The 24,720-nt window shown below is 54.9% G+C and carries 22 protein-coding genes; 13 read left to right on the forward strand and 9 right to left on the reverse strand.

What is annotated here, in order from left to right:
* Nucleotides 1-17: 17 nt before the first annotated feature.
* On the forward strand, nucleotides 18-2,795 hold the full coding sequence (fdhF, locus tag AAAH10_RS05915; protein ID WP_343561551.1) for a formate dehydrogenase subunit alpha: 2,778 nt from the start codon (nucleotides 18-20) through the stop codon (nucleotides 2,793-2,795).
* Nucleotides 2,796-2,921: 126 nt separating this feature from the next.
* Here fdhF and AAAH10_RS05920 read toward each other — a convergent pair whose 3' ends face one another.
* Entirely contained in the window at nucleotides 2,922-4,832 is a 1,911-nt protein-coding gene (locus tag AAAH10_RS05920) for a CAP domain-containing protein (RefSeq protein WP_343561553.1), read from the reverse strand.
* Nucleotides 4,833-5,457: 625 nt separating this feature from the next.
* Here AAAH10_RS05920 and bmt point away from each other — a divergent pair.
* The 3 genes from bmt to AAAH10_RS05935 all read left to right on the forward strand — a co-directional run bounded on the left by bmt (nucleotide 5,458) and on the right by AAAH10_RS05935 (nucleotide 9,219).
* A complete protein-coding gene (bmt, locus tag AAAH10_RS05925) occupies nucleotides 5,458-6,588 on the forward strand; it encodes a betaine--homocysteine S-methyltransferase (RefSeq protein WP_343561555.1) in 1,131 nt (376 codons plus the stop codon).
* A gap of 266 nt (nucleotides 6,589-6,854) precedes the next feature.
* Nucleotides 6,855-7,928: a recombinase RecA gene (gene recA, locus AAAH10_RS05930; protein ID WP_343561557.1), complete on the forward strand. Its 1,074-nt coding sequence runs from the start codon at nucleotides 6,855-6,857 to the stop codon at nucleotides 7,926-7,928.
* Nucleotides 7,929-8,103: 175 nt separating this feature from the next.
* Entirely contained in the window at nucleotides 8,104-9,219 is a 1,116-nt protein-coding gene (locus AAAH10_RS05935) for a trypsin-like serine peptidase (RefSeq protein ID WP_343561559.1), read from the forward strand.
* A 20-nt stretch (nucleotides 9,220-9,239) separates the two neighbouring features.
* Here the strand turns inward: AAAH10_RS05935 and AAAH10_RS05940 are convergent, their stop codons facing one another.
* Nucleotides 9,240-10,130 carry an EamA family transporter gene (locus tag AAAH10_RS05940; RefSeq protein ID WP_343561561.1) on the reverse strand — a complete coding sequence of 297 codons (891 nt, stop codon included), beginning with the start codon at nucleotides 10,128-10,130 and terminating at the stop codon, nucleotides 9,240-9,242.
* Nucleotides 10,131-10,212: 82 nt separating this feature from the next.
* Between AAAH10_RS05940 and AAAH10_RS05945 the strand changes: the two genes are divergently transcribed.
* Together AAAH10_RS05945 and AAAH10_RS05950 are read left to right on the forward strand one after the other, a co-directional pair.
* The gene (locus AAAH10_RS05945) at nucleotides 10,213-10,560 is read left to right on the forward strand and encodes a winged helix-turn-helix transcriptional regulator (RefSeq protein WP_343561563.1); all 348 of its coding nucleotides are present in this window, start codon (nucleotides 10,213-10,215) and stop codon (nucleotides 10,558-10,560) included.
* A 316-nt stretch (nucleotides 10,561-10,876) separates the two neighbouring features.
* The gene (locus tag AAAH10_RS05950) at nucleotides 10,877-11,839 is read left to right on the forward strand and encodes a hydrogen peroxide-inducible genes activator (RefSeq protein WP_343561565.1); all 963 of its coding nucleotides are present in this window, start codon (nucleotides 10,877-10,879) and stop codon (nucleotides 11,837-11,839) included.
* Between the two features lie 54 nt (nucleotides 11,840-11,893).
* On the opposite strand, the gene AAAH10_RS05955 is transcribed toward AAAH10_RS05950, so the two are convergent.
* From AAAH10_RS05955 to AAAH10_RS05980, 6 genes are all read right to left on the reverse strand, one after another.
* Nucleotides 11,894-12,034, reverse strand: coding sequence for a hypothetical protein (locus AAAH10_RS05955; protein ID WP_343561567.1), 141 nt, complete (start codon nucleotides 12,032-12,034; stop codon nucleotides 11,894-11,896).
* A gap of 351 nt (nucleotides 12,035-12,385) precedes the next feature.
* Nucleotides 12,386-12,622, reverse strand: coding sequence for a hypothetical protein (locus AAAH10_RS05960; protein WP_343561568.1), 237 nt, complete (start codon nucleotides 12,620-12,622; stop codon nucleotides 12,386-12,388).
* Between the two features lie 39 nt (nucleotides 12,623-12,661).
* Complete coding sequence (locus AAAH10_RS05965; protein WP_343561570.1) at nucleotides 12,662-12,916, reverse strand: hypothetical protein; 255 nt, start codon at nucleotides 12,914-12,916, stop codon at nucleotides 12,662-12,664.
* Nucleotides 12,917-12,991: 75 nt separating this feature from the next.
* Nucleotides 12,992-13,633 carry a molybdenum cofactor guanylyltransferase MobA gene (gene mobA, locus AAAH10_RS05970; RefSeq protein WP_343561572.1) on the reverse strand — a complete coding sequence of 214 codons (642 nt, stop codon included), beginning with the start codon at nucleotides 13,631-13,633 and terminating at the stop codon, nucleotides 12,992-12,994.
* On the reverse strand, nucleotides 13,633-14,451 hold the full coding sequence (fdhD, locus tag AAAH10_RS05975; RefSeq protein ID WP_343562474.1) for a formate dehydrogenase accessory sulfurtransferase FdhD: 819 nt from the start codon (nucleotides 14,449-14,451) through the stop codon (nucleotides 13,633-13,635). Before fdhD ends, mobA begins: the two co-directional genes overlap by 1 nt.
* A 378-nt stretch (nucleotides 14,452-14,829) precedes the next feature.
* Nucleotides 14,830-15,711 (reverse strand): helix-turn-helix domain-containing protein, encoded by an 882-nt coding sequence (locus AAAH10_RS05980; RefSeq protein WP_343561573.1) that lies wholly within the window; start codon nucleotides 15,709-15,711, stop codon nucleotides 14,830-14,832.
* A gap of 161 nt (nucleotides 15,712-15,872) precedes the next feature.
* Here AAAH10_RS05980 and AAAH10_RS05985 point away from each other — a divergent pair, with 161 nt between their 5' ends.
* From AAAH10_RS05985 to AAAH10_RS06015, 7 genes are all read left to right on the forward strand, one after another.
* Nucleotides 15,873-17,936, forward strand: coding sequence for a TonB-dependent receptor (locus tag AAAH10_RS05985; protein WP_343561575.1), 2,064 nt, complete (start codon nucleotides 15,873-15,875; stop codon nucleotides 17,934-17,936).
* Nucleotides 17,936-18,418 (forward strand): hypothetical protein, encoded by a 483-nt coding sequence (locus tag AAAH10_RS05990; RefSeq protein ID WP_343561577.1) that lies wholly within the window; start codon nucleotides 17,936-17,938, stop codon nucleotides 18,416-18,418. The genes AAAH10_RS05985 and AAAH10_RS05990 overlap by 1 nt, the downstream gene beginning before the upstream one ends.
* 161 nt (nucleotides 18,419-18,579) lie before the next feature.
* The gene (locus AAAH10_RS05995) at nucleotides 18,580-19,188 is read left to right on the forward strand and encodes a hypothetical protein (protein WP_343561579.1); all 609 of its coding nucleotides are present in this window, start codon (nucleotides 18,580-18,582) and stop codon (nucleotides 19,186-19,188) included.
* Entirely contained in the window at nucleotides 19,185-19,559 is a 375-nt protein-coding gene (locus AAAH10_RS06000; protein ID WP_343561580.1) for a hypothetical protein, read from the forward strand. Before AAAH10_RS05995 ends, AAAH10_RS06000 begins: the two co-directional genes overlap by 4 nt.
* A 132-nt stretch (nucleotides 19,560-19,691) precedes the next feature.
* A complete protein-coding gene (locus AAAH10_RS06005) occupies nucleotides 19,692-21,350 on the forward strand; it encodes a N,N-dimethylformamidase beta subunit family domain-containing protein (RefSeq protein WP_343561581.1) in 1,659 nt (552 codons plus the stop codon).
* A gap of 277 nt (nucleotides 21,351-21,627) precedes the next feature.
* Nucleotides 21,628-22,317: a hypothetical protein gene (locus tag AAAH10_RS06010; RefSeq protein WP_343561582.1), complete on the forward strand. Its 690-nt coding sequence runs from the start codon at nucleotides 21,628-21,630 to the stop codon at nucleotides 22,315-22,317.
* Between the two features lie 42 nt (nucleotides 22,318-22,359).
* On the forward strand, nucleotides 22,360-22,977 hold the full coding sequence (locus tag AAAH10_RS06015; protein WP_343561584.1) for a C40 family peptidase: 618 nt from the start codon (nucleotides 22,360-22,362) through the stop codon (nucleotides 22,975-22,977).
* 165 nt (nucleotides 22,978-23,142) lie between these two features.
* Here the strand turns inward: AAAH10_RS06015 and AAAH10_RS06020 are convergent, their stop codons facing one another.
* The gene (locus tag AAAH10_RS06020) at nucleotides 23,143-24,510 is read right to left on the reverse strand and encodes a KAP family P-loop NTPase fold protein (RefSeq protein WP_343561586.1); all 1,368 of its coding nucleotides are present in this window, start codon (nucleotides 24,508-24,510) and stop codon (nucleotides 23,143-23,145) included.
* Nucleotides 24,511-24,720: the final 210 nt, after the last annotated feature.

Below are 24,720 nucleotides of genomic sequence, written 5' to 3' on the forward strand. Positions count from 1 at the left end.
AACAGGAGAGAAAAACAATGGTTATGCACAACGACAAACCCGTTAATTTCGTCCTCAACGGGGAAGAGGTCACCGCAGCCCCGGGTGAAAGCATCTGGGATGTGGCAGAGCGTCTGGGCACTGAAATCCCGCACCTTTGCTACCAGCCCGAGCCCGGCTATCGCCCGGACGGGAACTGCCGCGCCTGTATGGTGGAGATCGAAGGCGAGCGCACACTCGCTGCCTCCTGTATCCGCGTTCCTGCAGAAGGCATGAAGGTCAACACGGCAACCGAACGCGCCAAACGTGCGCGTAACATGGTCTTTGAGCTGCTGGTTGCCGATCAGCCGGAGAGAGAGGAAACCCACGAGGAAGAAAGCAAGTTCTGGCACTGGGCTTCCGACATCGGCGTGACCGAAAGCCGCTTCCCGGCTCACGGACGTCCGGCACCGGACATGAGCCACTCGGCCATTGCCGTCAACCTTGATGCCTGCATCAACTGTAATCTCTGCGTTCGCGCCTGCCGCGAAGTCCAGGTGAACGACGTGATCGGCATGGCCTATCGCGGCTCCCGCTCCAGCATTATCTTTGACTTTGACACAGACATGGGCGAGTCCACCTGTGTGGCCTGTGGCGAATGTGTCCAGGCCTGCCCGACCGGCGCCCTGATGGAAAAGAACCTGCTGAACGAAGACCTGCGCCGCACAGAATACGCGGACGAGATCATCACATCGGTCTGCCCGTTCTGCGGTGTTGGCTGTCAGACAGAAGTCCACGTCAAGGACAACAAGATCATCAAGATTGATGGTGCCGACGGTCCTGCGAACGAAAAGCGTCTCTGCGTCAAAGGCCGCTTCGGTTACGACTACATCCACAACCCGAACCGCCTGACAAAGCCGCTGATCCGTCGCGAAGACGCTCCGCGCGGCTGGGATGTGCAGGTTCCCGACAACGACTACAGCCAGTTCTTCCGCGAAGCGACGTGGGAAGAGGCTCTGGAAGTTGCCGCAAACGGCCTGAAGTCCATCCGTGACAACAAGGGTCCAAAGGCTCTGGCCGGCTTCGGTTCTGCGAAAGGCTCCAACGAGGAAGCCTATCTGTTCCAGAAACTGGTCCGGACCGGCTTCGGCAGCAACAACGTCGACCACTGTACCCGCCTGTGTCACGCCTCTTCCGTTGCAGCGCTGATGGAAGGTGTCGGCTCCGGTGCGGTCTCTGCACCGTTCAATGCGGTTGACGATGCAGAGGTCATGGTTGTGATCGGTGCACGTCCGGGCTGGAACCACCCTGTTGCCGCGTCCTATATCAAGAACGCAGCCAAGGACCCGAACAAGCGCCTCTACGTGATGGACCCCCGCGGACAGAACCTGGTGAAATACGCCGAGAAACACCTGCAGTTCAAGCCGGGCCGTGACGTGGCGATGATCAACGCCATGATCTACACGATCATAGAGGAAAACCTCTACGACAGACAGTATGTCCAGGCGAACACCGAAGGCTTCGAGGACATCAAGTCCAACATCAGCAAGTTCAAGCCGGAGGACATGGAGGAAATCTGTGGCATCGAAGCGCAAACCCTGCGCGAGGTGGCCCGTGACTTCGCAAGCTCCAAGGCATCCCTGATCCTGTGGGGCATGGGTGTCTCCCAGCACGTTCACGGCACAGACAACGTGCGCAGCCTGATCACCCTGTCCCTGATCACCGGCCAGATCGGTCGTCCGGGCACAGGTCTGCACCCGCTGCGTGGTCAGAACAACGTACAGGGCGCCTCCGATGCCGGTCTGATCCCGATGGTTTATCCGGATTACCAGTCCGTCGAAAACTCCGACATCAAATCCCGCATGGAAGAGTTCTGGGGCAAGGAACTTGATCCCAAACGCGGCCTGACTGTCGTGGAGATCATGGATGCCATTCACAACGGTGAAATCACCGGCATGTACATCCAGGGCGAAAACCCTGCCATGTCCGACCCGGATGCGAAACACGCCCGTGAAGCCCTGTCCAAACTCGACCACCTGGTCGTTCAGGACATCTTCATGACCGAAACCGCATGGCATGCCGATGTGGTTCTGCCATCCACAGCGCATGCTGAAAAGGATGGCACCTTCACCAACACCAACCGGACCGTCCAGATCGGCCGCGCGGTTGTTCCGGCACCGGGCGAAGCCCGTCCGGACTGGGATCTCATTCAGGAGATTGCCGTGCGCATGGGTGAAAACTGGAACTACAAACACCCGAGCGATGTCTTCAACGAAATGGCACAGGTCATGCCGTCGCTGAAAAACATCACATGGGAGCGCCTGGAGGACGAGGAAGCGGTCACATACCCCTGTGAAGCACCGGATCATCCGGGCACGGAAATCCTCTTTGCCAACGGCTTCCCGACACAGTCCGGCCGCGGCAAGCTGGTGCCGACAAATGTCATTGATCCGGACGAACTGCCGGACGACGAGTTCCCGCTGGTTCTCACAACAGGTCGTCTGCTGGAGCACTGGCACACCGGTGCGATGACCCGTCGTTCCAAGGTTCTCGACGCCCTTGAGCCGGAAGCGGTGGTCTTCATCAACTCCGTCGACATGAACCGCATGAACCTCAAGCCGGGTTCCTGGGTGAAGGTCTTCACACGCCGCGGCGATGTCGCCCTGAAGGTCCGTCAGGACCGCGAGGTTCCCGAAGGCCTGATCTTCATCCCGTTCTGCTTCTCAGAAGCGGCGGCAAACATGCTGACCAACCCGGTGCTGGATCCCTTCGGCAAAATCCCCGAGTTCAAGTTCAGCGCCGCACGCGTCGAGCCTCTGGACATGGCTGCCGAATAGGGCAAGTCCAGACAAGGGACAGGACAGACAAAGGGCCGCTGAGAAATCAGTCGGCCCTTTTCTTTTGAGATCAGCTATGCTGTCAAAGCATTCTGATAAACAGAAAAGGTCATTATGTTCACCTGATCAGAACTCGACCTGCTCGGTCTGGATATTCCCGTTGTTGACGAGGTCCTGGATCGAGGCACCGCCGAAATCGCCAACGGCGATCAGGTCATGCGATGGCGCGCAGTGGCCTGCGGCCTGATCATTGACCTTATACAATGCGTTGCCTTCAATCTGGAGCAGATTGTCCAGATCAACGTCTTCGCTTTGGCCATCCAGCAGATCGGCAATGTTGAGCACATCGCCCTCTTCGGCATTGAAGTCCAGAATGCGGTTCATGCCCCAGCCGTCTTCCAGCACAAAGGTGTCGGCACCATTACCACCGTGCAACATGTTGAAACCTGAACCACCAATGAGGATGTCATCGCCCTCACCGCCGATCAGCAGATCAAAACCACGACCACCGTCGAGAACATCATTTCCATCCCCGCCAAAGAGCAGATCACGGCCGGAGAAGCCCTGAATGTGGTCGCCTTCGTCCGTACCGATCAGGAACTCTGACCGGAAAGTCCCGTTGATGGCATTGAGAGGAGCGGGTTCAGGTGTTGGTTCCGGCTCAGGCGTTGGCTCCGGCTCGGGCGTGGGTTCCGGCTCGGGTGTGGGTTCCGGCTCGGGCGTGGGTTCCGGTTCGGGCGTTGGCTCCGGCTCGGGTGTTGGCTCCGGCTCGGGTGTTGGCTCCGGTTCGGGCGTTGGCTCCGGCTCGGGCGTGGGTTCCGGTTCGGGCGTGGGTTCCGGTTCGGGTGTGGGTTCCGGTTCGGGTGTGGGCTCCGGTTCGGGCGTAGGTTCCGGTTCGGGCGTTGCCCCCAGTGTCACAACCTGATCGGCAAACTGTACGCGCTCGACATTGCGCAAAAGGTCTGTGCCCTCGCCTCCGTTGATGTGTTCCACACGGTGGCCGCTCTCTGTCGCTGTGATGCGATAGTCTGCTGCATTGCCGGCAAAGACAGCCGTGTCTGTCCCTGCACCACCATCCAGAGTGTCATTTCCGGCTCCGCCACGCAGGGTGTCGTTGCCTTCACCTCCAGCCAGTTCATTGTTGCCCTTGTTGCCGTTGATCACATTGTCATCGGCATTCCCGGTCGCACTCAGGTCATCCAGCCCCAGCAGGGACAGGGTTTTGACGCCTTCACGTGCCGTAACGGAAACAGAGCTTGCGATTTCATCCTCACCGATCAGATCAACCTTGGCGTTCTCTCCCTGGATGGCAAGGTCCACAGCCACGGCACGCGCCAGACCACTGCCGGAATAGCGCACGCTATAGTTTCCATTGGCCAGTTGCTGCTGATAGCCACCGGTGCTGTAAGTCGAGGTGCTGGCATTCTGGCCGTTCTGTCCGCTCACGGAGACATTCACTCCGCCGCGCCCCTCACCTGCAGAATAGAAATCATCTCCGTCCCTGTCTTCATAGACCACACCGGTCAGGAAGCTGTTGCCCCCCTGTGTGCCGAACTTCTGGGTGGTGATCTGTCCGTTGAGGCCCCTGAACCCGTCCTGCTGGATCCCCAGACCAATCTCGTTAAAATTGTCACTCATCAGGTTGGTGCGGTGACCGGGACTGCGGAAGAGCCCTTCGTGCTGACGCGTTGCCGTGGCCTCTTCATCCAGGGCACGGCTGCTGCTTTGAAAGGCAATGTTCTCGCCCCAGCCGCGGTGGCGATAGCCCGCCGCCGTGATGCGCTGGCCGGGATTGCTGCCCCCCTGTCCCGTGTGACTGAAGTTGTCGGTATCCAGCTGCCAGCGTGTGTGACCACGAGCAGCATCAATCAGCTGCTCGTTGAAAGCCAGTGGCTGCTTGCTGTCCGGGGTGATCCGTCCGGCTGACAGTCCCTGATTGAGACCAATACCCAGCCGATCCGCCTCGGCCTGCGGGTCCAGTCTGGCCCGGTTGATCAGTTCCAGCTGAAGCTGTTCCGTGTCTGTGGGGTTCGCCATGCTTGTTTCTCCTTGGTAGCGATAAGAACCGCTGCCAAGACTGCACGGGAGACACAGAAAACTGTTGTGAGAAAGGGTGGATATTTCTGGAGCAAAAAGAGGACGCAAAAGCCATGATTTCGCCTTTTTCTGAAAGGCTTGGCTCCTGTTTCATCTTTCAGGGGACCCGCGGGGCACAGGGTGTCACGGCGCTCTTTGCTGCGGGGAAATCGTTCCCTTCAGGGGAGGTAAAGGAGGATGCATTGGGGGTGCATCCTCCTCCGCTTGACCGCCTGATTGCCTGTGACACCATTGGGGGTGATGCCCCGTCAGAACGCCAAACGTCCTTGCACGACTACAAGAGCCGAACAGGTGAGGTGAAACCTACAGAAACTTGTTTCAATTGCAAAGTAATTTTTTCTATAACTCATTGTTTTTCATATACATTTTTAAAAAAATGAATCAAAAAATATCTTCAAATTCACCTAAAAATAGCTTTGGATTTTCGATAAATCCTGTCGGCCTGACAGCATCACAAGAGTCGGAAATGTGAAACAAAGCACTGGACAAAAATGTCGCAGCCCACTAATGTCACAAGCAACATAAAGATATCATTATATAGGCGCATGTTTTTGAGAAACAGTGTATGATCACTGCAAAAGCAGCCTGGACAAGAGAGCGACGTCAGCCCATGACCAACCGTTACGAAGAACTCCTCGCCACGAAAAAGTGGCTTCTGGCAGATGGCGCAACAGGCACCAACCTGTTCGAGGTCGGCCTGCAAACCGGTGATGCGCCAGAGCTTTGGAACCTTGAGCAGCCGCAAAAGATCTATGATCTGCAGAAGTCCTTTGTCGATGCAGGCTCCGATATCATTCTGACAAACACCTTTGGCGGCACCCGCAACCGCCTGAAGCTGCACAAGGCCGACAAGCAGGTTTACGAACTGAACAAGGCAGCAGCCGAAATCTCCTGCAAGGTTGCAGACTCGGTTGAGCGCACTGTTGCAGTGGGCGGCTCCATCGGCCCGACCGGTGACATCCTCGAGCCGCTTGGCCCCCTGTCACTCGAGGACTGTGTTGCCGCATTCCGCGAACAGGCAATTGCACTCAAGGATGGTGGCGTCGATGCCTTCTGGATCGAAACCATGTCTTCCGAAGAGGAAGTGCGCTGCGCCGTGGAAGCCGTCAAGGACCTGGGTCTGCCGATTGTCACAACCCTGTCCTTTGACACGAACGGCCGCACCATGATGGGGATCACACCCGAACAGCTCGCCAGCGGTTCGCGCGACTGGCCTGTCCGTCCGAACGGCTATGGCTCCAACTGCGGTGTCGGTCCGGCGGAAATGGTGGCTGCCCTGCTCAACATGGGTCACGGCTCCGAAGACAGCGACGTCATTATCGTCAAGAGCAACTGCGGCATCCCCGAGTACATGGACGGCAAGATTGTCTATTCCGGAACGCCCGATCTGATGGCGGAATACGCCCGTATGGCTGTAGATGCCGGTGCGCGCATCATCGGTGGCTGCTGCGGCACCACCCCTGCCATCCTGAACGCGATGCGCAAGGCCCTCGACAGCCATGACAAACGCGCGAAACCATCGCTGGATGAAGTCGTCTCCAAACTGGGCGACATCTCCTTTGGCGCGCAGGAACAAAACAGCGCAGGCCCGCTGGGCATCAAACCCGAGTCCGCAACCGGTCGCGGCCGCCGTCGCAAGGGCCGCAGCCCCGAACGCGCTGCTGCTGATGACGGCAAGTTCCCGGGCGGCGTATGACTGCCTGAGCAGTGTTTCTGAAAAAGGCGGCTTTTCAGTCGCCTTTTTTGCTGTCCGGATTTTCTGAATTCCCCTTAATCCAGCGGGATTCTGCCCCCCCTCTTTCCCGGAACAGTACCGTTTCCCTGCCCCCGGCAAGGCAGCAGACAGAACCGGAAAAGAACAAAAGTTCTTATTTTGTTCTTTTTTCTGGACAACGAGAACAAAAGAGGTACATTTGTTTCATTGCAGAGTTGATGGCCCTATGGGATAAGGAAGGCAAAGCAATGGCACAAAACGTTTTACATCTGGTTGAGAGGGATACCGTGGACAAAACGAAAGCACTGGAAGCCGCCCTGGGGCAGATCGAACGCGCCTTCGGAAAAGGCTCCATCATGAAGCTGGGCGAAGACCGCACCGTTGAAACCGAAGTGGTCTCGACCGGATCACTGGGTCTGGACATCGGTCTGGGAATTGGCGGCCTGCCACGCGGCCGTATCATCGAAATCTACGGCCCGGAAAGTTCCGGTAAAACCACGCTGGCTCTGCATGTGATTGCAGAAGCGCAAAAGTCCGGCGGCACCTGTGCCTTTGTCGACGCGGAACACGCGCTGGACCCGGCCTATGCTGCCAAGCTGGGCGTCGACGTCAACGAATTGCTGGTCTCCCAGCCGGATGCCGGTGAGCAGGCTCTGGAAATCACCGACACACTGGTGCGTTCCGGTGCGATTGATGTGCTCGTGGTTGACTCCGTTGCAGCCCTGACACCAAAGGCCGAGCTGGAAGGCGACATGGGCGATTCCCTGCCCGGCCTGCAGGCCCGTCTGATGTCTCAGGCCCTGCGCAAGATCACAGGCTCCGTTTCCAAGTCCCGCACCATTGTGATCTTCATCAACCAGATCCGCATGAAGATCGGCGTGATGTTCGGCAACCCGGAAACCACAACAGGTGGTAACGCGCTGAAGTTCTATTCCTCCATCCGCATGGATATCCGCCGCACAGGCGCAATCAAGGACAAGGACACCGTGGTCGGCAACCAGACCAAGGTCAAGGTCGTCAAGAACAAGATGGCACCGCCCTTCCGCGTGATTGAATTCGATATCATGTATGGCGAAGGGATTTCCAAGATGGGCGAGCTTCTGGACCTCGGTGTTCAGGCCAACATCGTCGAAAAGGCCGGTGCCTGGTTCTCCTACAACGGTCAGCGCATTGGTCAGGGTCGCGAGAATGCGAAGAAGTTCCTGCTGGAAAACAATGCGATCAGCGCCGAGATCGAGCACGCAATCCGCAAGAACGCCGGTGTCGTCTCCAACGCCATGCTCGAAGGCATAGAAGAGGAAGAAGACGGCGAGAAAAAGTAATCCGCACTCATCTGCTACACAGACAAAAAGCCCCGCACCATCCGGTTGCGGGGCTTTTTATTTCGTCATGGCAGACTTTCCACAGTGAGGCTATGATCTGAAGACTTGTCCTTTTGACCTGTTCCTTCCCGAAGGCAGCCCTCATCCTGCACCCACCAGAGGATCAAACCCGATCATGTCCCGTTCTCTCCAATCATTGCTGCTTGCCCTTGCCCTGATGACGGTCCCTGTTACAGGCCTCGCCACACCGGGAGTTATCTTTGTCTACAGCACCGATGGCAAGCTTGCGGAACGCTGCGAAGGTACCGTTGTTTCCCGAAAGCACGTGCTGACTGCAGCCAGTTGCTTCCTGCGCCTCCATCAGGACAAACAGATCGGCATGATGGAGTTCCACGCCGATTACAAGGGCACATCCCTTCAGGATGAACGCGGGTTTGTTGCTGCATCCGGTCACGTTAGCCTCGACTATCTCAATGAACTGAAGGGACAAGGTCGCGCAGAACAGATGTTCCCCTCTGATCTCGCACTGATCGAGTTTCTGGAGCCTCAGACCTTTGAATGGGTTGGTGACAAATACCCGGCCCAGCCTGTGGTGGATCGTTTCAGTTCTGCAGATTTCAGCGATCATGCAGATGCTGAAATCAGCTTCACAACACACGGCGGCGCTCTCGTCCGCCATGCCCCGCTCGAGCGGTCCTGTCAGGCAGAGTACACCCGTCCTGCCTTCAGCGGTGTTTACTGGACAGACTGTGAAAAGTCTTTCTATCGCAGGGGAACGGCTGTTCATGAAACCGGGAACAACGGGCAGAGCAGTCATTTTGTCGGCCTGCTGTCTCCTGCAAGAAGCCAGGACAGGGATATCTATCTGGTCAAGACCTTTGGCAAGTACATCAGTGCCATAAATGCTGTTTTGAGCGGACAGAAACATGAAAGTTTCCAGACAGTGTCACTGGCTCCACAGGATCCTCTCGTCACGGCCATTGCCATTCAAAACAACTGTCAGAGTTCCGATCATATCCGGATCAGCATCGCCGCTTACGATGCCCTGGGGAAAAAATGGGTTCTCGAAACCCAGGACAATATCTTTCTGGGGGAACGCGCCAACTTTACAGTCCGCACCAACATCTCCCACTATTATTATAACTTGACCCATCGCGGCGAAAGTATGCTGATCGGAGAGGCCGACACCCATTACAAGATCAACGGCAAAAGCGAACCCTTCCAGAAAATGGACATGGGCAACGATGCCGCCAGTCGCTTGCACACCCTGAAGGTCAGCTGCCAATCCTGAAACAGTCAGGGCACAGCAGGTCAAACCAGCACGATAACCGCCGTTCCCGCGACACAGAGGCAGGCACCCAGCAAGGCGAAGGCGCGGGGTCTGCGCCCATCCCTGAACCAGAGGATCGGCAAGACCAGAACCGGAGACAGCGCCCCAAGCACCGTTGCAACACCGGCATTGAAACTGGCAATGGCGTAGAGCAGCAGGGAAGACGACACCACATAGCCGATGAAACCGGGCAAAACCGTACGGAACAGCAGCCCGGGAGCCAGCTCGGCCCCTGAACGGAAAGCCGGCAGAGGCCAGAGCGCAATCAGGGAGATGACCAGAGCCGCCCCCAGAAGGCGAACCGCCGTCACAGCAAGAGGCTCCATCCCCGCCAGCATGACCGGCTTCATGATCAGAAAGCCCACCCCCTGGAACAGGGCCGCACAAAGCCCCAACAGCACCACCACAACCAGCGAACCACCAAGGCGATCGCTGTCCGCGTCCTCATCCCCGCCCCGGAGGATCGCCAGCACCACACCCGACAGGGTGATGGCAGCTCCTGCCAGATCAGACAGCTCCGGCAGTTCCCCGAGCCAGAAAAAGGCCAGCGTTCCGACCAGCGGCGCCTTCAGGGCCAGCAGCAGTTCTGTCCGCCGGGGACCTCCCAGACGCAGACACTGGATCATGGCCAGATTGCCCAGAACAATCCCGAACAGGATCGAAACCGCAAAGGCCCCCCAGTGGTCCCCGACGAAACTGTTCCAGTATCCCAGTCCCGCACAAAGCGCTGCCGTGATTGCACCACAGGTGATCAGTTGAACGCGGGTGAACTCGAAAGCCCCCAGCAGGCGGGCTGGCTTCTGGGCCAGAACAATACCTGTCGCCCAGCCAAGGGAAGCACCGACAGCAGCCAGAACCGGAAAAAGAAACATGACGTCCTCTCAAAAGATTGCTACTTTTTCAATAGCATTAATTTGCTACACAAAAGATAGCAACAAAAAAGATACGAAACGCATGACATCAAAAACACCCCGTCCCGGTTCTCCTGTCCGCGGCTCCAGAAGCGGCAAGGCCATCATGGCGCTCTTTGACCTGCTGGGGCGCAGCTGGGCTCTGGGAATTGTCTGGCAGCTCTCTGCAGGGCCCATGACCTTTCGCCTGTTACAGGAACGCTGCGAATCTGTATCGCCAACGGTCCTGAACCGGCGGCTCAGGGAACTGCGGGAAAGCAACATGATCGAAAGGGGAGAAAACGGCTATCAGCTCACCCCGACCGGACAGGAGCTTTTTGTCCTGCTGGAGCCTTTTGGTGACTGGGCCGTCAAATGGGGCGAAGCCCTGCCAGAACAGGGCGATGCATAAAAAAGGGCTACTCTCGGGGACGGGATGAGAGCAGCCCTTATATCAGTGCGCGGCATCATCTTTCATTGGCGGACGAAATCAGCCACCGCACACTGATGGAGAGACCCGGAAGACACCGCAACACGACTTGCCGCCTTCCTTTGAAAACCACAAAGCGCACAGCGGTTTTCCGGTCCGGAACCATTACAAAGTCATCGAAAGTCCTGCTCGCGTTACAGCCTTTCAACCCTGTCAGAATGCCTGCTTGCAATTAATCGATCCAACGGATATTTTTTATTTCTGTTATTCAGCCATTCGATTAATAGGCCCGTCAGTCATGTCTTCTGCCCTGCATCTTCCCACTCTCAAACAGCTGCGTTATCTGGTTGAACTGGACCGTCACCAGCATTTTGGTCAGGCCGCGGAAGCCTGTTTTGTCACCCAGTCAACCCTGAGCAATGGCATTCAGGAGCTGGAAAACCTGCTGGGCGTAAAACTGGTGGAACGTACCAAGCGAACGGTTTTCATGACATCCCTGGGCAGGGAAATCGCCGAGCGTTCCAGAAGCCTGCTCTATCAGGCCGAGGACATTGCCCGTCTGGCCCAGCATCAGAATACGCCCCTGTCCGGCCCGTTCAGGCTGGGCGTTATTCCGACCATTGCGCCCTACCTCCTCCCTTCCGCACTGCCCCTGTTGCGACAGAACTATCCGGATCTGCAGCTTTTCCTGCAGGAAGATGAAACAGCGCGTCTGCTGGACAAGCTCAACGCGGGCGAGATTGATGCCGCACTGATGGCCTTTCCCTACGAGACCAAAGGCGTGGAATGGATTGAGCTGGGACGCGATCCCTTCTGGCTGGCCTGTCCCCGTTCCCACCCGCTGGCCGGAGAGAGCGCCATTGAACTGGAAGAGCTTTTCAAGTCGGAAGGCTGGACCGAAACATTGATCCTCATGGAAGAAGGGCACTGCCTGCGCGAGCATTCCATGGCAGCCTGTCAACTGGGGAGCACACCGGCCAGTCAACGCAACCCGAAGGCCCTGCGGGCCAGCAGCCTGCTGACACTGGTTCACATGATTGCCGGAGGCCTCGGCATTTCCCTGCTTCCAGCACTGGCCTGCCATTCCGGTTTGTTACAGGGCGCGGATATCTCCCTGCGTCCTCTCAATGATCCCAAGGGATTCCGCATTCTTGGTCTGGCCTGGCGCAAGGGCTTTACCCGGAAAAATGATGCCAAGCTTCTGGCAGAAACACTCCGGACAACAACACAGCAGCTTTCCGGAAAGGGTGAAACAGCATAGCAACAGGACAGATCTGCCCTCTGGAAAACAGGCCTTTTGTGCCCTGCAGCGATTTCATTCCCTCTCGCTTTCCTCCTGTGCTGTAATGTCTTTCAACCTGTTTACGAGCTCCTGACGCCACTCCATGTCATCCATGACATCATTGAGCTGCATGTAATCCAGCACCAGAACATTCTCCCGGGCATTGTTTTGCATGTATTGCTTCAAATAGTTTTCTGGCGCTTTATGGTTCCCAGCCGGTTCGCTGGCCCCTGCCAGCCCCACCCATGCCGCTGTCATGACGCACAAACCGAAACAACTTTTCACACCGCCCCCTTCAAGACACCTCTTGCCTCAATACAAAAAAAACAGAAGAACATTTAAAACAAGCTATAAATCAATAAAAAATCAAACAATTACTTATCTCATGAAATTAAATTCCAACAAAATAAAAATAAATTGTAAATAAAACATTTATAAATAGCTATTACTGATAAAAATATACTTCAATAAAAAAGCCCGAACCTCTGGTTCGGGCTTCAAATCATTCTTTCGGGGCAGGTTTCTTCAGTCTGCGGAGGACTGTCCTGTCTCACCATCACCGGTTACGGCCTCAAGCCGCTCACCGGTTTCCCTGCGCCATTCGATGTCATCCTTCACGCCTTCCAGCGACAGGGTATTTCCACTGGCATCCTTCGGAATGTCGCCCTGTTGGACCTCCTGTGGCCGGGACAGGAAATAACCAATGCTCCCGACAATCGCCAGCACGAAAAGGAAAAGGTAAACTCTGGTTGTCGTACTCATATCATTACCGCCCTGTTGCACGCACTCCAAGCCGACAGTTTAATCGACCGAATAGGTTTCATCCACCCTTTCCAGACGTTTCACTGTCGTCTTGCGCCACTGAATGTCCCGGACAACAGCACCCAGTGTTCCCTGGGCTGGAGGGTTTGATTGCGTGGCCGGAGCCTCCGGCTGTGCCGCAGGAGGCTGACTGTTTTCTATCGGATCGCGCTGATCACCCGAACTGCAGGCTGACAGCAGGAAAAGCAGCGTCAGCCCAAGCCCCGCAACAATTCTGTTTCTCCTGATCCCCATGAATTACACTCCCCACTGTGTCCGGCAGTCCAGCACTGCCAGAAAAACCATACCACATCCTGCCCTCCGGGAGGATCAGGACAGAAGATCCAGATCTTCAGGCTTGTTGGCATTGAAAAAGGGGTCAAAGGACTGTCCCGCAACCACCTGATCGGGGAACGGTACCTCGACCACACCATGGCGGGCCGTCCAGAGGTCCACCTTGCGCAGTTCCTCATCGACCAGAGCCTTGCGCAGATCGTGACGCAACTCCACGGGCCAGAGCGCGGTCACAGGATTGGTGCGCCCCCGCGAAGAGGCCACGGCCAGCGCGTGATCCCTCTCCTGCACAGCGACCAGAAAAGCGTCGACCAGATCAGTCGGTACAAAGGGGCCATCACAGGGCAGTGTGACAATGGCCCTGATCTCCGGTCTGTTCCCGGCCACCCAGTCCAGCCCGGCCAGGACACCGGCCAGCGGCCCGGGATTTCCGGACAGACTGTCCGGCACAACAGGCAGGCCCAGAGCCTCAAAACGCGCCGGATCACCATTGGCGTTGAGGGCCAGCTCCGCAACCTGCGGGCGCGCACGCTCCAGAAGATGGTCAAGGATTGTCACCTCTTCCAGTCCCTTGAGGCCCCTGAGCCTCTTCAGCCCCTTGTCGCCCCCGCCCATACGACGCGCCAGTCCGCCAGCCAGGACAAAACCAAGCACCTGGTCCTTCGAGAGCTCCGGCATCAGCCTTCCCCCCGCCTGCTACCGCGCTGATGTTTCGGATCTTCATCCTCAACAGCGGCACTGTCCACATCACGCACAATCCGCTCGGCACCGGAGAGCACGACAAAGCGCTTGCCCTTGGCACGCCCCAGCAGGGTCAGACCGGCTTCGCGTGCCAGATCGACTCCCCAGGCCGTAAAGCCGGAGCGGGAAATCAGGATCGGAATTCCCATCTGTACAGTCTTGATCACCATTTCAGAGGTCAGACGCCCCGTGGTGAAGAATATCTTGTCCGCTGTCTCCAACCCCTTGAGGAAGATATAGCCCGCAATCTTGTCCACAGCATTGTGACGCCCCACGTCCTCGAAATAAACCAGCGGACGGTTTTCCTCGCACAGCACACAGCCGTGGATCGCACCCGCCTTCAGATAGAGGCTTGGGGCTGCATTGATCTTGCGGTTGAGATCATAGAACCATGAGGTCCGGAACTCTGCCTCGGGCAATCTGATGGTTTCGAACTTTTCCATCATGTCACCAAAGACCGTGCCCTGTGCGCAACCGGAGGTCTTGATCTTCTTCTTGAGCTTTTCCTCGTAGTTTGTTTCCCGCTCTGTGCGGACCACGACAAGCTCCAGATCCTCATCGACCTCGATTGCCGTGATCACATCATCAGCGCGCAGCATGTTCTGGTTCAGCAGATACCCGACCGCCAGATAGTTCGGGTAATCCCCGATGGTCATCATGGTCACGATTTCCTGGCCATTCAGGAAAAGGGTCAGGGGACGTTCGACCACCACGGGGATTTCAATGGCATTGCCATCCTGATCCTCTGCCGTCATCGCGCGGGTCAGCGCCGGATGATCGGGATCGGGCAGCAGCTGATAGTCTGCCAGCAGTGCCGGGTCCAGCTTCGGACGCGCACGCGCCCCGATACGTCTGGGTTCCTGATCACTCTGTTTCCTGTCGGTGCGGGACGGTGTTCCTGACATCATTCTGGCCTGTTTTCCATGAAAGCTCTTCCTCATTCATGTAGCACGACAGCCGCGAAAGGCCAGCCTTTTCAACGCAACAGCCCTGCGACAGAATTTCAAAGATGCAATCAGATCATCCAGATCACGGATAATGTAAACGTGCAACAGGATCAGCAGGACAGCAGGAACAGGTCCCCTTTTTTCATTCAAACGGACGGGAAAGCTGCGCTGCCACCCGCAGCACCCTCACAACAGCCGCCTGCGCCATTCTGTCGGTGTACAGCCGCAAAAGCGTTTGAAGGCAGCAGCAAACTTGGCCGGGTTGGCATACCCCACATCCAGAGCAATCTCCATAACCGTCTGCCTGGTTGCCAGCAGAACCTTGGCGCGTTCCATCCGCCGCATCGTCAGGAATTCATAGGGCGTATAACCCGTGCTGGCCTTGAACGCCCTGGTGAGCCCCCGAACATCCCGCCCGGCTTCCTCTGCAATTTCCCTGACGGACAGGTCCGTTCCAAGACGGCTTTCGATAAATTCAAGCGCCCTGCTCAACTGCCCCGGTGAAAGCCCGGCAGCAACCGGTTCCGCGGGCAGCGGACTCCCGCCCTCGACAAAGCGGCGCAGGATCAGATCCAGGCCATGATCGAAGAAGGCAGAGGACAGACCGTGCGCCTGGGCATCCCGCCACATGGCAATCATGACAGCCTCTACCAGTGGATCATTGTGCAGGCTCGAAGCGGCGGGCAAAAGGGCTTCAAGCCCCCTTTCATCCTGCAGTGTCGCCTTCACCCGCTCCGGAGCCACAGCAATACCCAGCAGTTTCGTCCGGGCAGATCGGCCTTCCGATTTTGTCTCCGGCAAGGCCAGTGTCTGTGTTCCCCGCCTGAGAACGCCTTCGGTCCTGCCCCAGTCACCGTACCGGACAAAGGGCCCCGACTGTTCCAGCGCCTGCACCAGCATCAAGTGGGTTCCAATCCCGTAATCCCCTTCAAAGGCATCAAACTCCGATACAGCCAGCAAAACAGTCCCGTCGCGATCAGAGTGGACTTCATAGCCTCCCCTAGCATTTTCTGCGACGCGTTCCTCGAACCTGTTCTGTTCATCCTGCCAGTGAACGTGATCTGTCATAACCGTTTCTTCCCAATAAAGCCGCTTTCGGATTGGTGCTGTCCTGAATGGAGTAGACGGCAAAACATTCAATTGAGGATCCTCGTGACGACCTCAATTGAGATTGATAATACTTCTCAACTGAAGGCGTCAATTCCATTTCGTTTTTTTGGGTTACTACTATGTTCGTTCACAATCTGAGATATGGAGCCCCCGGTCTGTCGCTCCTGTTGCTTTGCGCAACGCCTTCACTTGCCGAAGACAAAGACACCACGGAAACCCTTGATCCCGTTATTATCTCGGGTGAAATCATCGGTCAGACCAGAATGCGCACGGGAACCAGCGTTGAAGTCTACAACGCAGACAGTCTGGAAAAACGTCCGGGGCTGAACAGCGTTCAGGACATTCTGGAAAACACAACCAACGTCACCATGCCAACCGGAGCAGCGAAGGCCGCAACGATCCGCGGTATTGACGGCACAGGCCCGGCAGAAAACGCCAATGCCTTCTTTGCAGGAAGCCGGACGCGACTGGGACTGAACATCGACGGCCGCTCAGCAAACTTCAATGAAATCGTCTTTGGCAACCAATCCCTGTGGGATGCGGAATCTGTTCAGGTTCTCCGCGGACCGCAAAGCACACTGGTCGGGCGCAATGCCATCGCCGGAACCGTTGCAGTCAAGACCAGGGACCCGGAATTCAAATATTCCGGCGCGGCACAGGTCGAACTGGGGGATCACGAGGGTCGCCGTTTTTCCGGCATGGTCAATGCGCCGCTGATCGACAACGTTCTGGCTGCACGCATCACCGCCGATCTGCAGACAGCGGAATCAGCCGTCAGCTACCAGTCCTTCCCCGGCGTCAGCAATCCCGGAGACATTCGCTCCGTCAATCTGCGGGGCAAAATCCTGGCCCATCCCGATATCGCGGACGGCTCAAGACTGCTGATCACCGCCTCTCACAACAGCCACAAGGCACCACAGGGCGAAATTGTTGTCCGCCCCTTTGAAGACAGGAACTCCAACTTCCCGCAACAACCGGTTCACGAACCCAGAACCACCAGTCTGGGCAGCAGCTTTGAAGTTGATCTGGACGAAAACTGGAGCTTTGAAATGGATGCCTCTGTTTCAGACTTCAAATTCAGTCGAACCGTGGCCCCGAACACCTCGAATGCCGAAATCAATGCAACCGAACTGGATTTTGACCCCCGCCTCCGTTTTTCCGGGGATGACGGCTTCGAGTTTCTGATCGGCTCGCACTATTTCCGGTCCCGGCAAAAGGAATTCATCGAATTTGTCTCCGATCAGAATTTCAGGGACGAAACAGACACCTTTGCAATCTACGGAGAAACCATCGTTCCTCTGAGCGACACAGTCGAACTGTCCGTCGGCGGACGCTATGAACGCGAGGACAGAAAACGCAGTGGCGGCGATGCAGCAGGCGCGGTTGCCACAATCAGCAGCGACAAAACCTTCGAGGAGTTCCTTCCCAGAGCCCGCCTGAACTGGCAACCCGACGCAAGCCAGAGCTACGGCATCCAGATATCCAAAGGCTACAACGCCGGCGGCGGGGGAATTTCCTTCGGCTTCCCGGTTCCCTTCCCCGTTGTTCATTACGAGTACGATGCCGAAACAGTCTGGAACTACGAACTCTATGGTCGTCAGAACCTGCTGGATGACAGGCTGCTCCTGACCCAGAACCTGTTCTTTGCACAGTACAGTGACATGCAGCTGCCTTTCGATCTGACACCCCTTGATTCCCGCGATGAGCTTTTTGTGGTCAGAAATGCCGATGAAGTCATCACCTACGGCGCAGAACTCGGCGCGTCCTATCAATACAGCAACAGCTTGAGTTTCTTTGGTAACGTTGGTCTTCTGCAGACCAAAATCAAAGATTTCCCCAACTCGGGCGTTGAAGGCAACCGGCTCTTTCTCGCACCGAATGTCTCCGCAAATGCAGGCGTCCTGTGGGAGCAGAATGATCTCAGTGCCAGCCTGTCGGCCCGCTATTCCGGAAGCTACTTCACCGACATCAACAACAGATCCGGCGGCGAGGTTGATCCCTTTGTTGTTGCCGATGCCAGAATTGGCTACTCCCTCGGCAATATCCGGTTCTTCGGAGAGGTCAACAACATCCTGGATACGGACAGTCCTGTCACCCGCTATCCCGGGGCGACATCTGCAGCCGACACCGCCGTTCTGCAACAACCCCGCAGCTTCCGCGTCGGCATGGGTGTCCGGTTCTGATGACCAACTCAAGACTCCTGTCCGACCACTCGCTCTGGCCCCTCTGCACCACACTGGCGGAGGGGCCACAGTCCCTGTCACAGCATCTGGAAATGCTTGCAATCTGGAACCGCTGGTTTGCCCGCAATCAGCCCTTTGTCACCCTGCGGCTCTATGCCGACCCTCTCTCACTCGAACAGGCAGAAGGAACAGCCAGAGCCACAAAAAAATGGCTGAGGGACGGCGCTGACCAGAACATAAGAAGCCTTGTCAAAGCCATGGTGATCGTCATCCCGCCGGAAAGCCTCGAGGCCATGAAACACATGAATGTCGAAGCCGTCTTTGGCATCCCCGGCGGCATCTTTTCCGATCTGCAGGACGCTCTGGACTGGATCGGGGAACACAGGCATCTCTGTGACCTTCCTTCCGTTGAGACGGTTCTGCAAAGGCTGGAGCAAACCGCAGAGCCCCTCCCCCGCGAAACACGAAGCACAAAACGATGAGACAGCAAACAGCGAAACCCAATCTTCAACAGCATCCCCCAACAATGAGAGCCGCAATTCTCAGATCCGGGCAAAAGCCTTAACATCCAGTGGTTTATATTTGACCTCATCATTGTTCTCTTTTACGAGTTTTCTTTTAATGAAAAACAATGAGAACAATGATGAGTCATGTTTCAGCTGGTTATGTAAAAACCTCACTCGCTCTGCTTGCCCTTCTGGCTCTGTCTGCCTGTGCCTCTCCGGCCCAGCAGCAGGCCATGATTCCGGACGTCACAGAAGAAACGTTAATTGACGACAGCTCGCGGCTTGCACAGGCCGTTGAACTTGGCGAAGTTTCCGGAGGCGAAGACACAAATCCTCTGTGGACCAGCGAAGTCGGCACTGCCGAATTTGAAGGTGCCCTGAGAGATGCACTTGCCTCCCATGCTCTTCTTGCAAATGAAAACGGACGCTATGAACTGGTCGTTACCCTGACCAAGCTGGATCAGCCACTGATTGGTTTCGACATGACCGTCACCTCCAAAGTACGCTATGTTCTGACTGACATTCGGGAACAAAAAGTTGTTTTCGATGAAAGCATTGATCACAGTTTCACAGCGACAGTCGGAGATGCTTTTGTCGCCGTACAACGCCTCAGGCTCGCCAATGAAGGCTCCATTCGCGAAAATATCAGACACTTCCTTGTCGAACTGATCAAGCGGGACAGAACACCCGAGCAGCTTTCTTCCCTGGACAACATTTCCATCCGTTCGATCAAGATCAATTCATGACCCGAAGCAGGATTGCCCTGATCCTCCTGCCACTGATGATTCTGACGGGTTGTGGCGGCCGTGCCGCTCGCCCGGTTGAAATTTCAACATCCATTGATGACAAACTGAGCTGCATTCATATCGAAGGCCAGTATTCAGCCAACATCAACAGAATGCTGGACCTGCAAAAGGAGCGTCAGTGGCAATCCGGGAACAATGCGCCCAAACTGCTGCTGGGCCTTGCAGGACTGATGCTTCTGAATCTCAACAATGCCGAGAAAAAGGAAATCCTGGCACTTGAAGCACGAAACGCACGCTTGCTGGAATTGTCAGACAAAAAGAACTGCAAGGTGATCCCGGTCGAGAGATCGGTTCTCGCTCAAAGCCAGTGAAAGCCTTTTCATAAAAAGCCCGGTCTCCCAGCCGGGCTTTTTGCCATTCTGAAGCATCACGACGGCCTGAAAGCTCTTCTTGATCTCTCAGATCCTTTGCCTGAATATTTGGAAAAACAGGAGGGCAAGGACATGACGCCTGAAAGCTGCAAGGTCAAGGGGCCACTTTGGGGTGGGTACAGCCGCCCGGGAAAGCCCGATGCCGTTCACGACTGCTATTACCAGAAAGCCAGCAACGACCCCGCCGTACCGCAGCTCTGGGCCTACACGGATGCACTGTCCTATGCCCCCGGACGCCCGATCACCCTGCATCTTTGCACAACGGCGGAAACCTGTGATCTCTTGATCTTTCGGGACGGCTTCAAAAAAGAGGTCGTGTTTGAACAGTCCGGCCTGAAAGGGCACTTCCACGAAACGCCCGAAGACTGCTCTGTCAAAGGGTGCAACTGGCCTGCTGCGCTGCAGATCCCCGTTGGAGAGGACTGGGCATCAGGAGCCTATGTTCTGGAACTGAGCGCCACCGCACCGGACGGAACGCCCCTGTCCTACGATCATATCCTTGTCGTGCGTCCCGCTCAGAAGACCGACAAAAGGGGACGCCTGCTCTTCGTTCTCGCCACCAGCACCTGGACGGCCTACAACGACTGGGGCGGCAGCAATCACTACGAAGGCATCACCGGGGCGAACCGCGATCACTTTTCCCCTGTTCTCAGTCTGCAGCGTCCCTATGCCCGCGGCTTTGTCAGGCTGCCGGCCGATGCCCCGCGCGTCCCCTTGCGCGAGGCTCCTGAAATGGGAGCACCCCTGTGCTATCCCCATCTGGAGTGGCCCTATGAAAACGGCTACTCCAAAAAGTACGCCTCGACAGGCTGGGCCAGCTATGACCGCGCCTATCTCCACTGGCTGGAAGAAGCAGGCTATGCCGTGGACCTCCTCTCCGAGACCGACCTGCACTACCGGCCCGAACTGGTGGAGGGCTACAGCTGCCTGACCTTCAACGGGCACAGCGAATACTGGTCGTGGGAGATGCGCGACTGCATTGACAGCTATGTGGAACGCGGTGGCAATATCGCCCGCTTTGCCGGAAACTTCCTGTGGCAGATCAGGCTGGAGGACGAAGGCCGCACACAGGTTTGCTACAAGTACATTGCGCGGGAGGAAGACCCGCAGCGCAACAGCGACCAGCCACAGCTGACCACCACCTGCTGGGATGCGCTGGAGACAGGCCGCCCCGGCGCACAGACCTTCGGCCTCAGCGGAACACGCGGCATCTACGCCGGATGGGGAGGCTGCACCCCGCGCGGAGCCGGAGGCTTCACCATCTATCGCCCCGAACACTGGATTTTCGAGGGCGCAGACCTCTATTACGGCGATGTGCTCGGCGCACCCTCCCGCCTCTTCGGTTACGAGGTCGACGGCGTGGACCACATCATCCGCGACGGCCTGCCCGCGCCGACCGGAAGCGACGGCGCACCGGAAAACCTCGAAATTCTCGCCCTGGGCCTCGCCACCCTCTACGAAGCCGATCACGGCAACGACAGGGATGGCACCGCAACACCCTACATTGGCTCAGCCGACGCCGAGTTCGCCGCCCGCGCCGTCCACGGAGCAGCCACGCCAGAGCTGATCGAGCGCTACAAACGCGGCTCCGGCATGATCGCCCTCTTCAAACGCGGAAAGGGAACCGTCCTCACCGCCGGAACCTGCGAATGGGTCGCCGGACTGATCGACAGGGACCCTCAGGTGGAACGGATTACAGGGAATATTCTGGACCGGTTTTTGAACGGCTGATGCACAGACCATTATGACGACCCGGAGAAAGACTTGCGGAAATCAGCTTTCCTGTCGCTCCCTTTCAAAGCTCCAGTGCCATTTTTTCTTGTAACACAGAGCGTTGCAGAAGAGGCTTGACGTCATGGTTAAAAATTCCTTTAAATATTCTCTATCGTTGAAATTCAATCTGTAAAAATCGCCTAGAGTTCCTGAAAGTTCCTCTGCAATCTTTCCCTGCAAAGACGACGCAGCCCCTTCAACAGACAAAAGCGGGATATCGCGAAGGAAGATAATTGTGTCTCACCAGGAAAAACTCCAGAACGAAACACTCAGAAAGCTGGCAGAAAACGTTCCCGAACTGGTTGGCGTTCGGGATCTTTGCACAGAAATCAACATGCCACGCTCCAGCGATCACAGTATGAAAGGCATACTGGTCGCCATTGTTGCTGTTACGGCGATCTTTGTCTTCCTGAGGGATTTCGAACACTTCCGTCTGAAAGATCATGCTTTTGAAGAAGCCCTGAAAACTCTCGGCATTTTGATCATTCTTGCACTGTTTGTCGAAAGGGCCCAGGAAGTCTACATAAAGGCCTGGCGGGGACTGGAACGCGCAACACTTGAACGTGCAAAACAGCAATGGATTGATATCAAAGGCATCGGCGAAGCAGAAAATGTCTCCGCAACAGACCTGTCCTACTGCACGGGACAGATTAGAATTCTGACAACTGCCATAACAATTTACAGAGCAAAAACAAGGAAGATCGCCTTTATCAGCGGCCTTGTCCTGGGCATTTTAATCTCGCTCGTTGGCCCCAGAGTTCTCGAAGAGATCCTGGTCAACACGCCTTCCGGAGACCCGCTGCAAAACGAACTCTTCAATATTGTTGATGTCTTTATCACCGGCGGTTTAATCGGCGGCGGTTCGGAAGCACTCCATCAGGTCATGGAGAAACTGCGCGCCCCTCTCATCAACAAAAACGAGTGACCCCCTCCCTTTATGGAAACAGCAAAGACTGTGAGGCATCCAATGACCACTTATGATGATTTACGCCCCGGGCTCAAGACCGGAGACATTGTCCTCTTTGCAGGGGAGTCCCTCTTTTCCAAAGCCATTCGTTTTGTCACCAGAAGCCAGTGGTCTCATGTCGGAATGGTGATCAAAATCGAACGCTGGAACCTTGCGCTGCTGTGGGAGTCCACCACACCATCAGACGCCAAGGATATTGAAGGTGGCACTGTCACCAATGGCGTCCAGCTGGTTGCCCTCAGCTCGCGCGTACAAAGCTATAAAGGCAAAATAGCCATTCGGCAGCTGAACAAAAGCATCAGTGATGAACAGATCGACAGGCTCGCAGCTTTCCGCGAGAGCGTAAAAGGGCGCAAATTCGAAAAAGACGCACTGGAACTGGTTCGCGCTGCGATGGACAACACCTTTCTTGGCGACGAAGAAGGAGAAGATCTCTCCAGCTTTTTTTGCTCTGAACTGATCGCTGAAAGCTACCAGGCCATGGGGCTCCTGCAAGAGGGAGACAAACCCTCCAACGAATTCACTCCCGCAGACTTCAGCTCCCGGAAACCCCTCGCTCTGACAGGCAGTTTCAGCTTAAACGAAGAGATCTATTTGAAGAGGGACCAGCAGGATTAAAAGCAGGGTTTTAATCCCGGACGATAAAGTCATTCTGACAAACCATGCCCTTACCACCGGAACCTGCGAATGGGTCGCCGGACTGATCGACAGGGCCCCTCAGGTGGAACGGATTACAGGGAATATTCCGGACCGGTTTTTGGGATGGGACTTCATATCATGATCTCACGTCAATCTGTTCTGTAAAATATCGACAATTTTTTGAGCAGAAAAAACAACTCCACTTTTTCTATCTATATTGTTCCTAAATAAAGCTCGGTTATAATTTTGCCAATTTCTGGAACCTTCTGGCAACTCTTCTAATAAAAAATATTCCCACCACCCTTTATCAAAATCACCACATACATAACCAGACTTCACCCAATCATCAAACTGCATAAAATCGTTAACCTCAGCAAAAGTTAAGGTTCCAGCTTTTGCTTTATCAAAAAGGTCAGGCCTCATATTTTTCATGATACATAAGCCAGCGATAATAGGAGGGACTCTAAAAAATCCATCACTAGTAAAGGCTAATACAACTGCAATATTTGTACATATTCTTTCAATTTCTCTGAAACTTAAATTCTTAAGTTCTGCAAATCTAATAACAGTGTGAGCTAGTTCATGAGAATAACTCCCCCTTTCATGGTCGGATGGAAAACCAGAAAAAATATGCCGCACGTATTGTTCAATATAACTTTCCTGAATCATAGTATTACTATCAGGAAATGATAATTTATAATGATAGAATTTTTGCAAATACCTTGTTGCATCTACTTCTGCGCCATATGCAAACTTCACTGAACTCTCAAGTTGCCTTAGATGAGTAACCAAAACAAAATGCATACCTTCTATAGAAAAAAAGTGTTTTATTTTTTCTATAATCTGCAATGCAAAATCCGGCCTACAACGATCAAGCTCATCAATAATGAAAACCAAAGGCTTTTTATTTTCTTGATTGCTTTGCAATGACCAAATTAAACCCTTTAAAGATTCACGAAATTCTTCAAAAACATGCTTCTGCTCAACTTGCTTTTCCAAAGTATTTCTTATGACTTTATCAGCCGCACCTGAAACTTGTGCTTCTATATCAGCAGAAATATTACTAAATGCCTCTAACTCCTCACTTCCAAGCACACCAAGAGTTGCTGCCTTAACACCCAATTTCAAGCCGCCCCCAGCTATGACTTTTAAGGCACTAACAGAATAATCTAGAAGTTTTTCTTTCGCTTCCTGCACATCATCATTATTTTCTTCTGCTAAACCAATAACTTCACCTGCAATAGCAGAAAAAGCATCATCAATGTAATCATTTGCAAAAGCGTCAAAATAAACAACAGGAAAACCTTTGTTTCTTAAATGTCCTGCCCACATTTTTATAAAAGTCGTCTTTCCACTTCCCCATTGATCATCCAAAACCAGAACCATGGGATCTTCAATATTGGCTAAAAAATCAGTCAGATTCTCACCAAAATTTTTACGTCCAAAAATATCTTTCTCGGGTGTGAAACCTTCTTTTTCTTCTACTTTAACTTCAGGAGGGAAAATGCGCATTTGTCACCTTAGAATTTTTCAAAGTATTGTTAAACTGCACCAAAAATAAAACCTAAAGAAGAAAATCATTCTGATCAAACAATTTAAAAAGAAAAATAATCCCCCCTCATCCGCAAAACCGATAAGGCCATAGCGAGAGCGAGAGAGGCTTTTGGCAAAAAGGCTTCACTTCGGGGGCTGCAGGCTGTAGAGACATGATCAAAAGTCCCT

The organism is Carbonatibacter coralli (genome assembly GCF_039592655.1).
Lineage (GTDB): Bacteria > Pseudomonadota > Alphaproteobacteria > Kiloniellales > Kiloniellaceae > Carbonatibacter > Carbonatibacter coralli.

What these genes read in the sequence shown, in the direction of transcription:
- AAAH10_RS06005 (WP_343561581.1), top strand. Translation starts at nt 19,692, where the DNA reads ATGACGCCTGAAAGCTGCAAGGTCAAGGGGCCACTTTGGGGTGGGTAC.
- AAAH10_RS05945 (WP_343561563.1), top strand. Translation starts at nt 10,213, where the DNA reads ATGACATCAAAAACACCCCGTCCCGGTTCTCCTGTCCGCGGCTCCAGA.
- fdhF (WP_343561551.1), top strand. Translation starts at nt 18, where the DNA reads ATGGTTATGCACAACGACAAACCCGTTAATTTCGTCCTCAACGGGGAA.
- fdhD (WP_343562474.1), bottom strand. Translation starts at nt 14,451, where the DNA reads ATGACGGCAGAGGATCAGGATGGCAATGCCATTGAAATCCCCGTGGTG.
- AAAH10_RS05990 (WP_343561577.1), top strand. Translation starts at nt 17,936, where the DNA reads ATGACCAACTCAAGACTCCTGTCCGACCACTCGCTCTGGCCCCTCTGC.
- AAAH10_RS05940 (WP_343561561.1), bottom strand. Translation starts at nt 10,130, where the DNA reads ATGTTTCTTTTTCCGGTTCTGGCTGCTGTCGGTGCTTCCCTTGGCTGG.
- AAAH10_RS05965 (WP_343561570.1), bottom strand. Translation starts at nt 12,916, where the DNA reads ATGGGGATCAGGAGAAACAGAATTGTTGCGGGGCTTGGGCTGACGCTG.
- AAAH10_RS06015 (WP_343561584.1), top strand. Translation starts at nt 22,360, where the DNA reads ATGACCACTTATGATGATTTACGCCCCGGGCTCAAGACCGGAGACATT.
- AAAH10_RS05985 (WP_343561575.1), top strand. Translation starts at nt 15,873, where the DNA reads ATGTTCGTTCACAATCTGAGATATGGAGCCCCCGGTCTGTCGCTCCTG.
- AAAH10_RS06020 (WP_343561586.1), bottom strand. Translation starts at nt 24,510, where the DNA reads ATGCGCATTTTCCCTCCTGAAGTTAAAGTAGAAGAAAAAGAAGGTTTC.
- AAAH10_RS05960 (WP_343561568.1), bottom strand. Translation starts at nt 12,622, where the DNA reads ATGAGTACGACAACCAGAGTTTACCTTTTCCTTTTCGTGCTGGCGATT.
- AAAH10_RS05980 (WP_343561573.1), bottom strand. Translation starts at nt 15,711, where the DNA reads ATGACAGATCACGTTCACTGGCAGGATGAACAGAACAGGTTCGAGGAA.
- AAAH10_RS05920 (WP_343561553.1), bottom strand. Translation starts at nt 4,832, where the DNA reads ATGGCGAACCCCACAGACACGGAACAGCTTCAGCTGGAACTGATCAAC.
- AAAH10_RS05935 (WP_343561559.1), top strand. Translation starts at nt 8,104, where the DNA reads ATGTCCCGTTCTCTCCAATCATTGCTGCTTGCCCTTGCCCTGATGACG.
- bmt (WP_343561555.1), top strand. Translation starts at nt 5,458, where the DNA reads ATGATCACTGCAAAAGCAGCCTGGACAAGAGAGCGACGTCAGCCCATG.
- AAAH10_RS05950 (WP_343561565.1), top strand. Translation starts at nt 10,877, where the DNA reads ATGTCTTCTGCCCTGCATCTTCCCACTCTCAAACAGCTGCGTTATCTG.
- mobA (WP_343561572.1), bottom strand. Translation starts at nt 13,633, where the DNA reads ATGCCGGAGCTCTCGAAGGACCAGGTGCTTGGTTTTGTCCTGGCTGGC.
- AAAH10_RS05955 (WP_343561567.1), bottom strand. Translation starts at nt 12,034, where the DNA reads ATGCAAAACAATGCCCGGGAGAATGTTCTGGTGCTGGATTACATGCAG.
- recA (WP_343561557.1), top strand. Translation starts at nt 6,855, where the DNA reads ATGGCACAAAACGTTTTACATCTGGTTGAGAGGGATACCGTGGACAAA.
- AAAH10_RS06000 (WP_343561580.1), top strand. Translation starts at nt 19,185, where the DNA reads ATGACCCGAAGCAGGATTGCCCTGATCCTCCTGCCACTGATGATTCTG.
- AAAH10_RS05995 (WP_343561579.1), top strand. Translation starts at nt 18,580, where the DNA reads ATGAGTCATGTTTCAGCTGGTTATGTAAAAACCTCACTCGCTCTGCTT.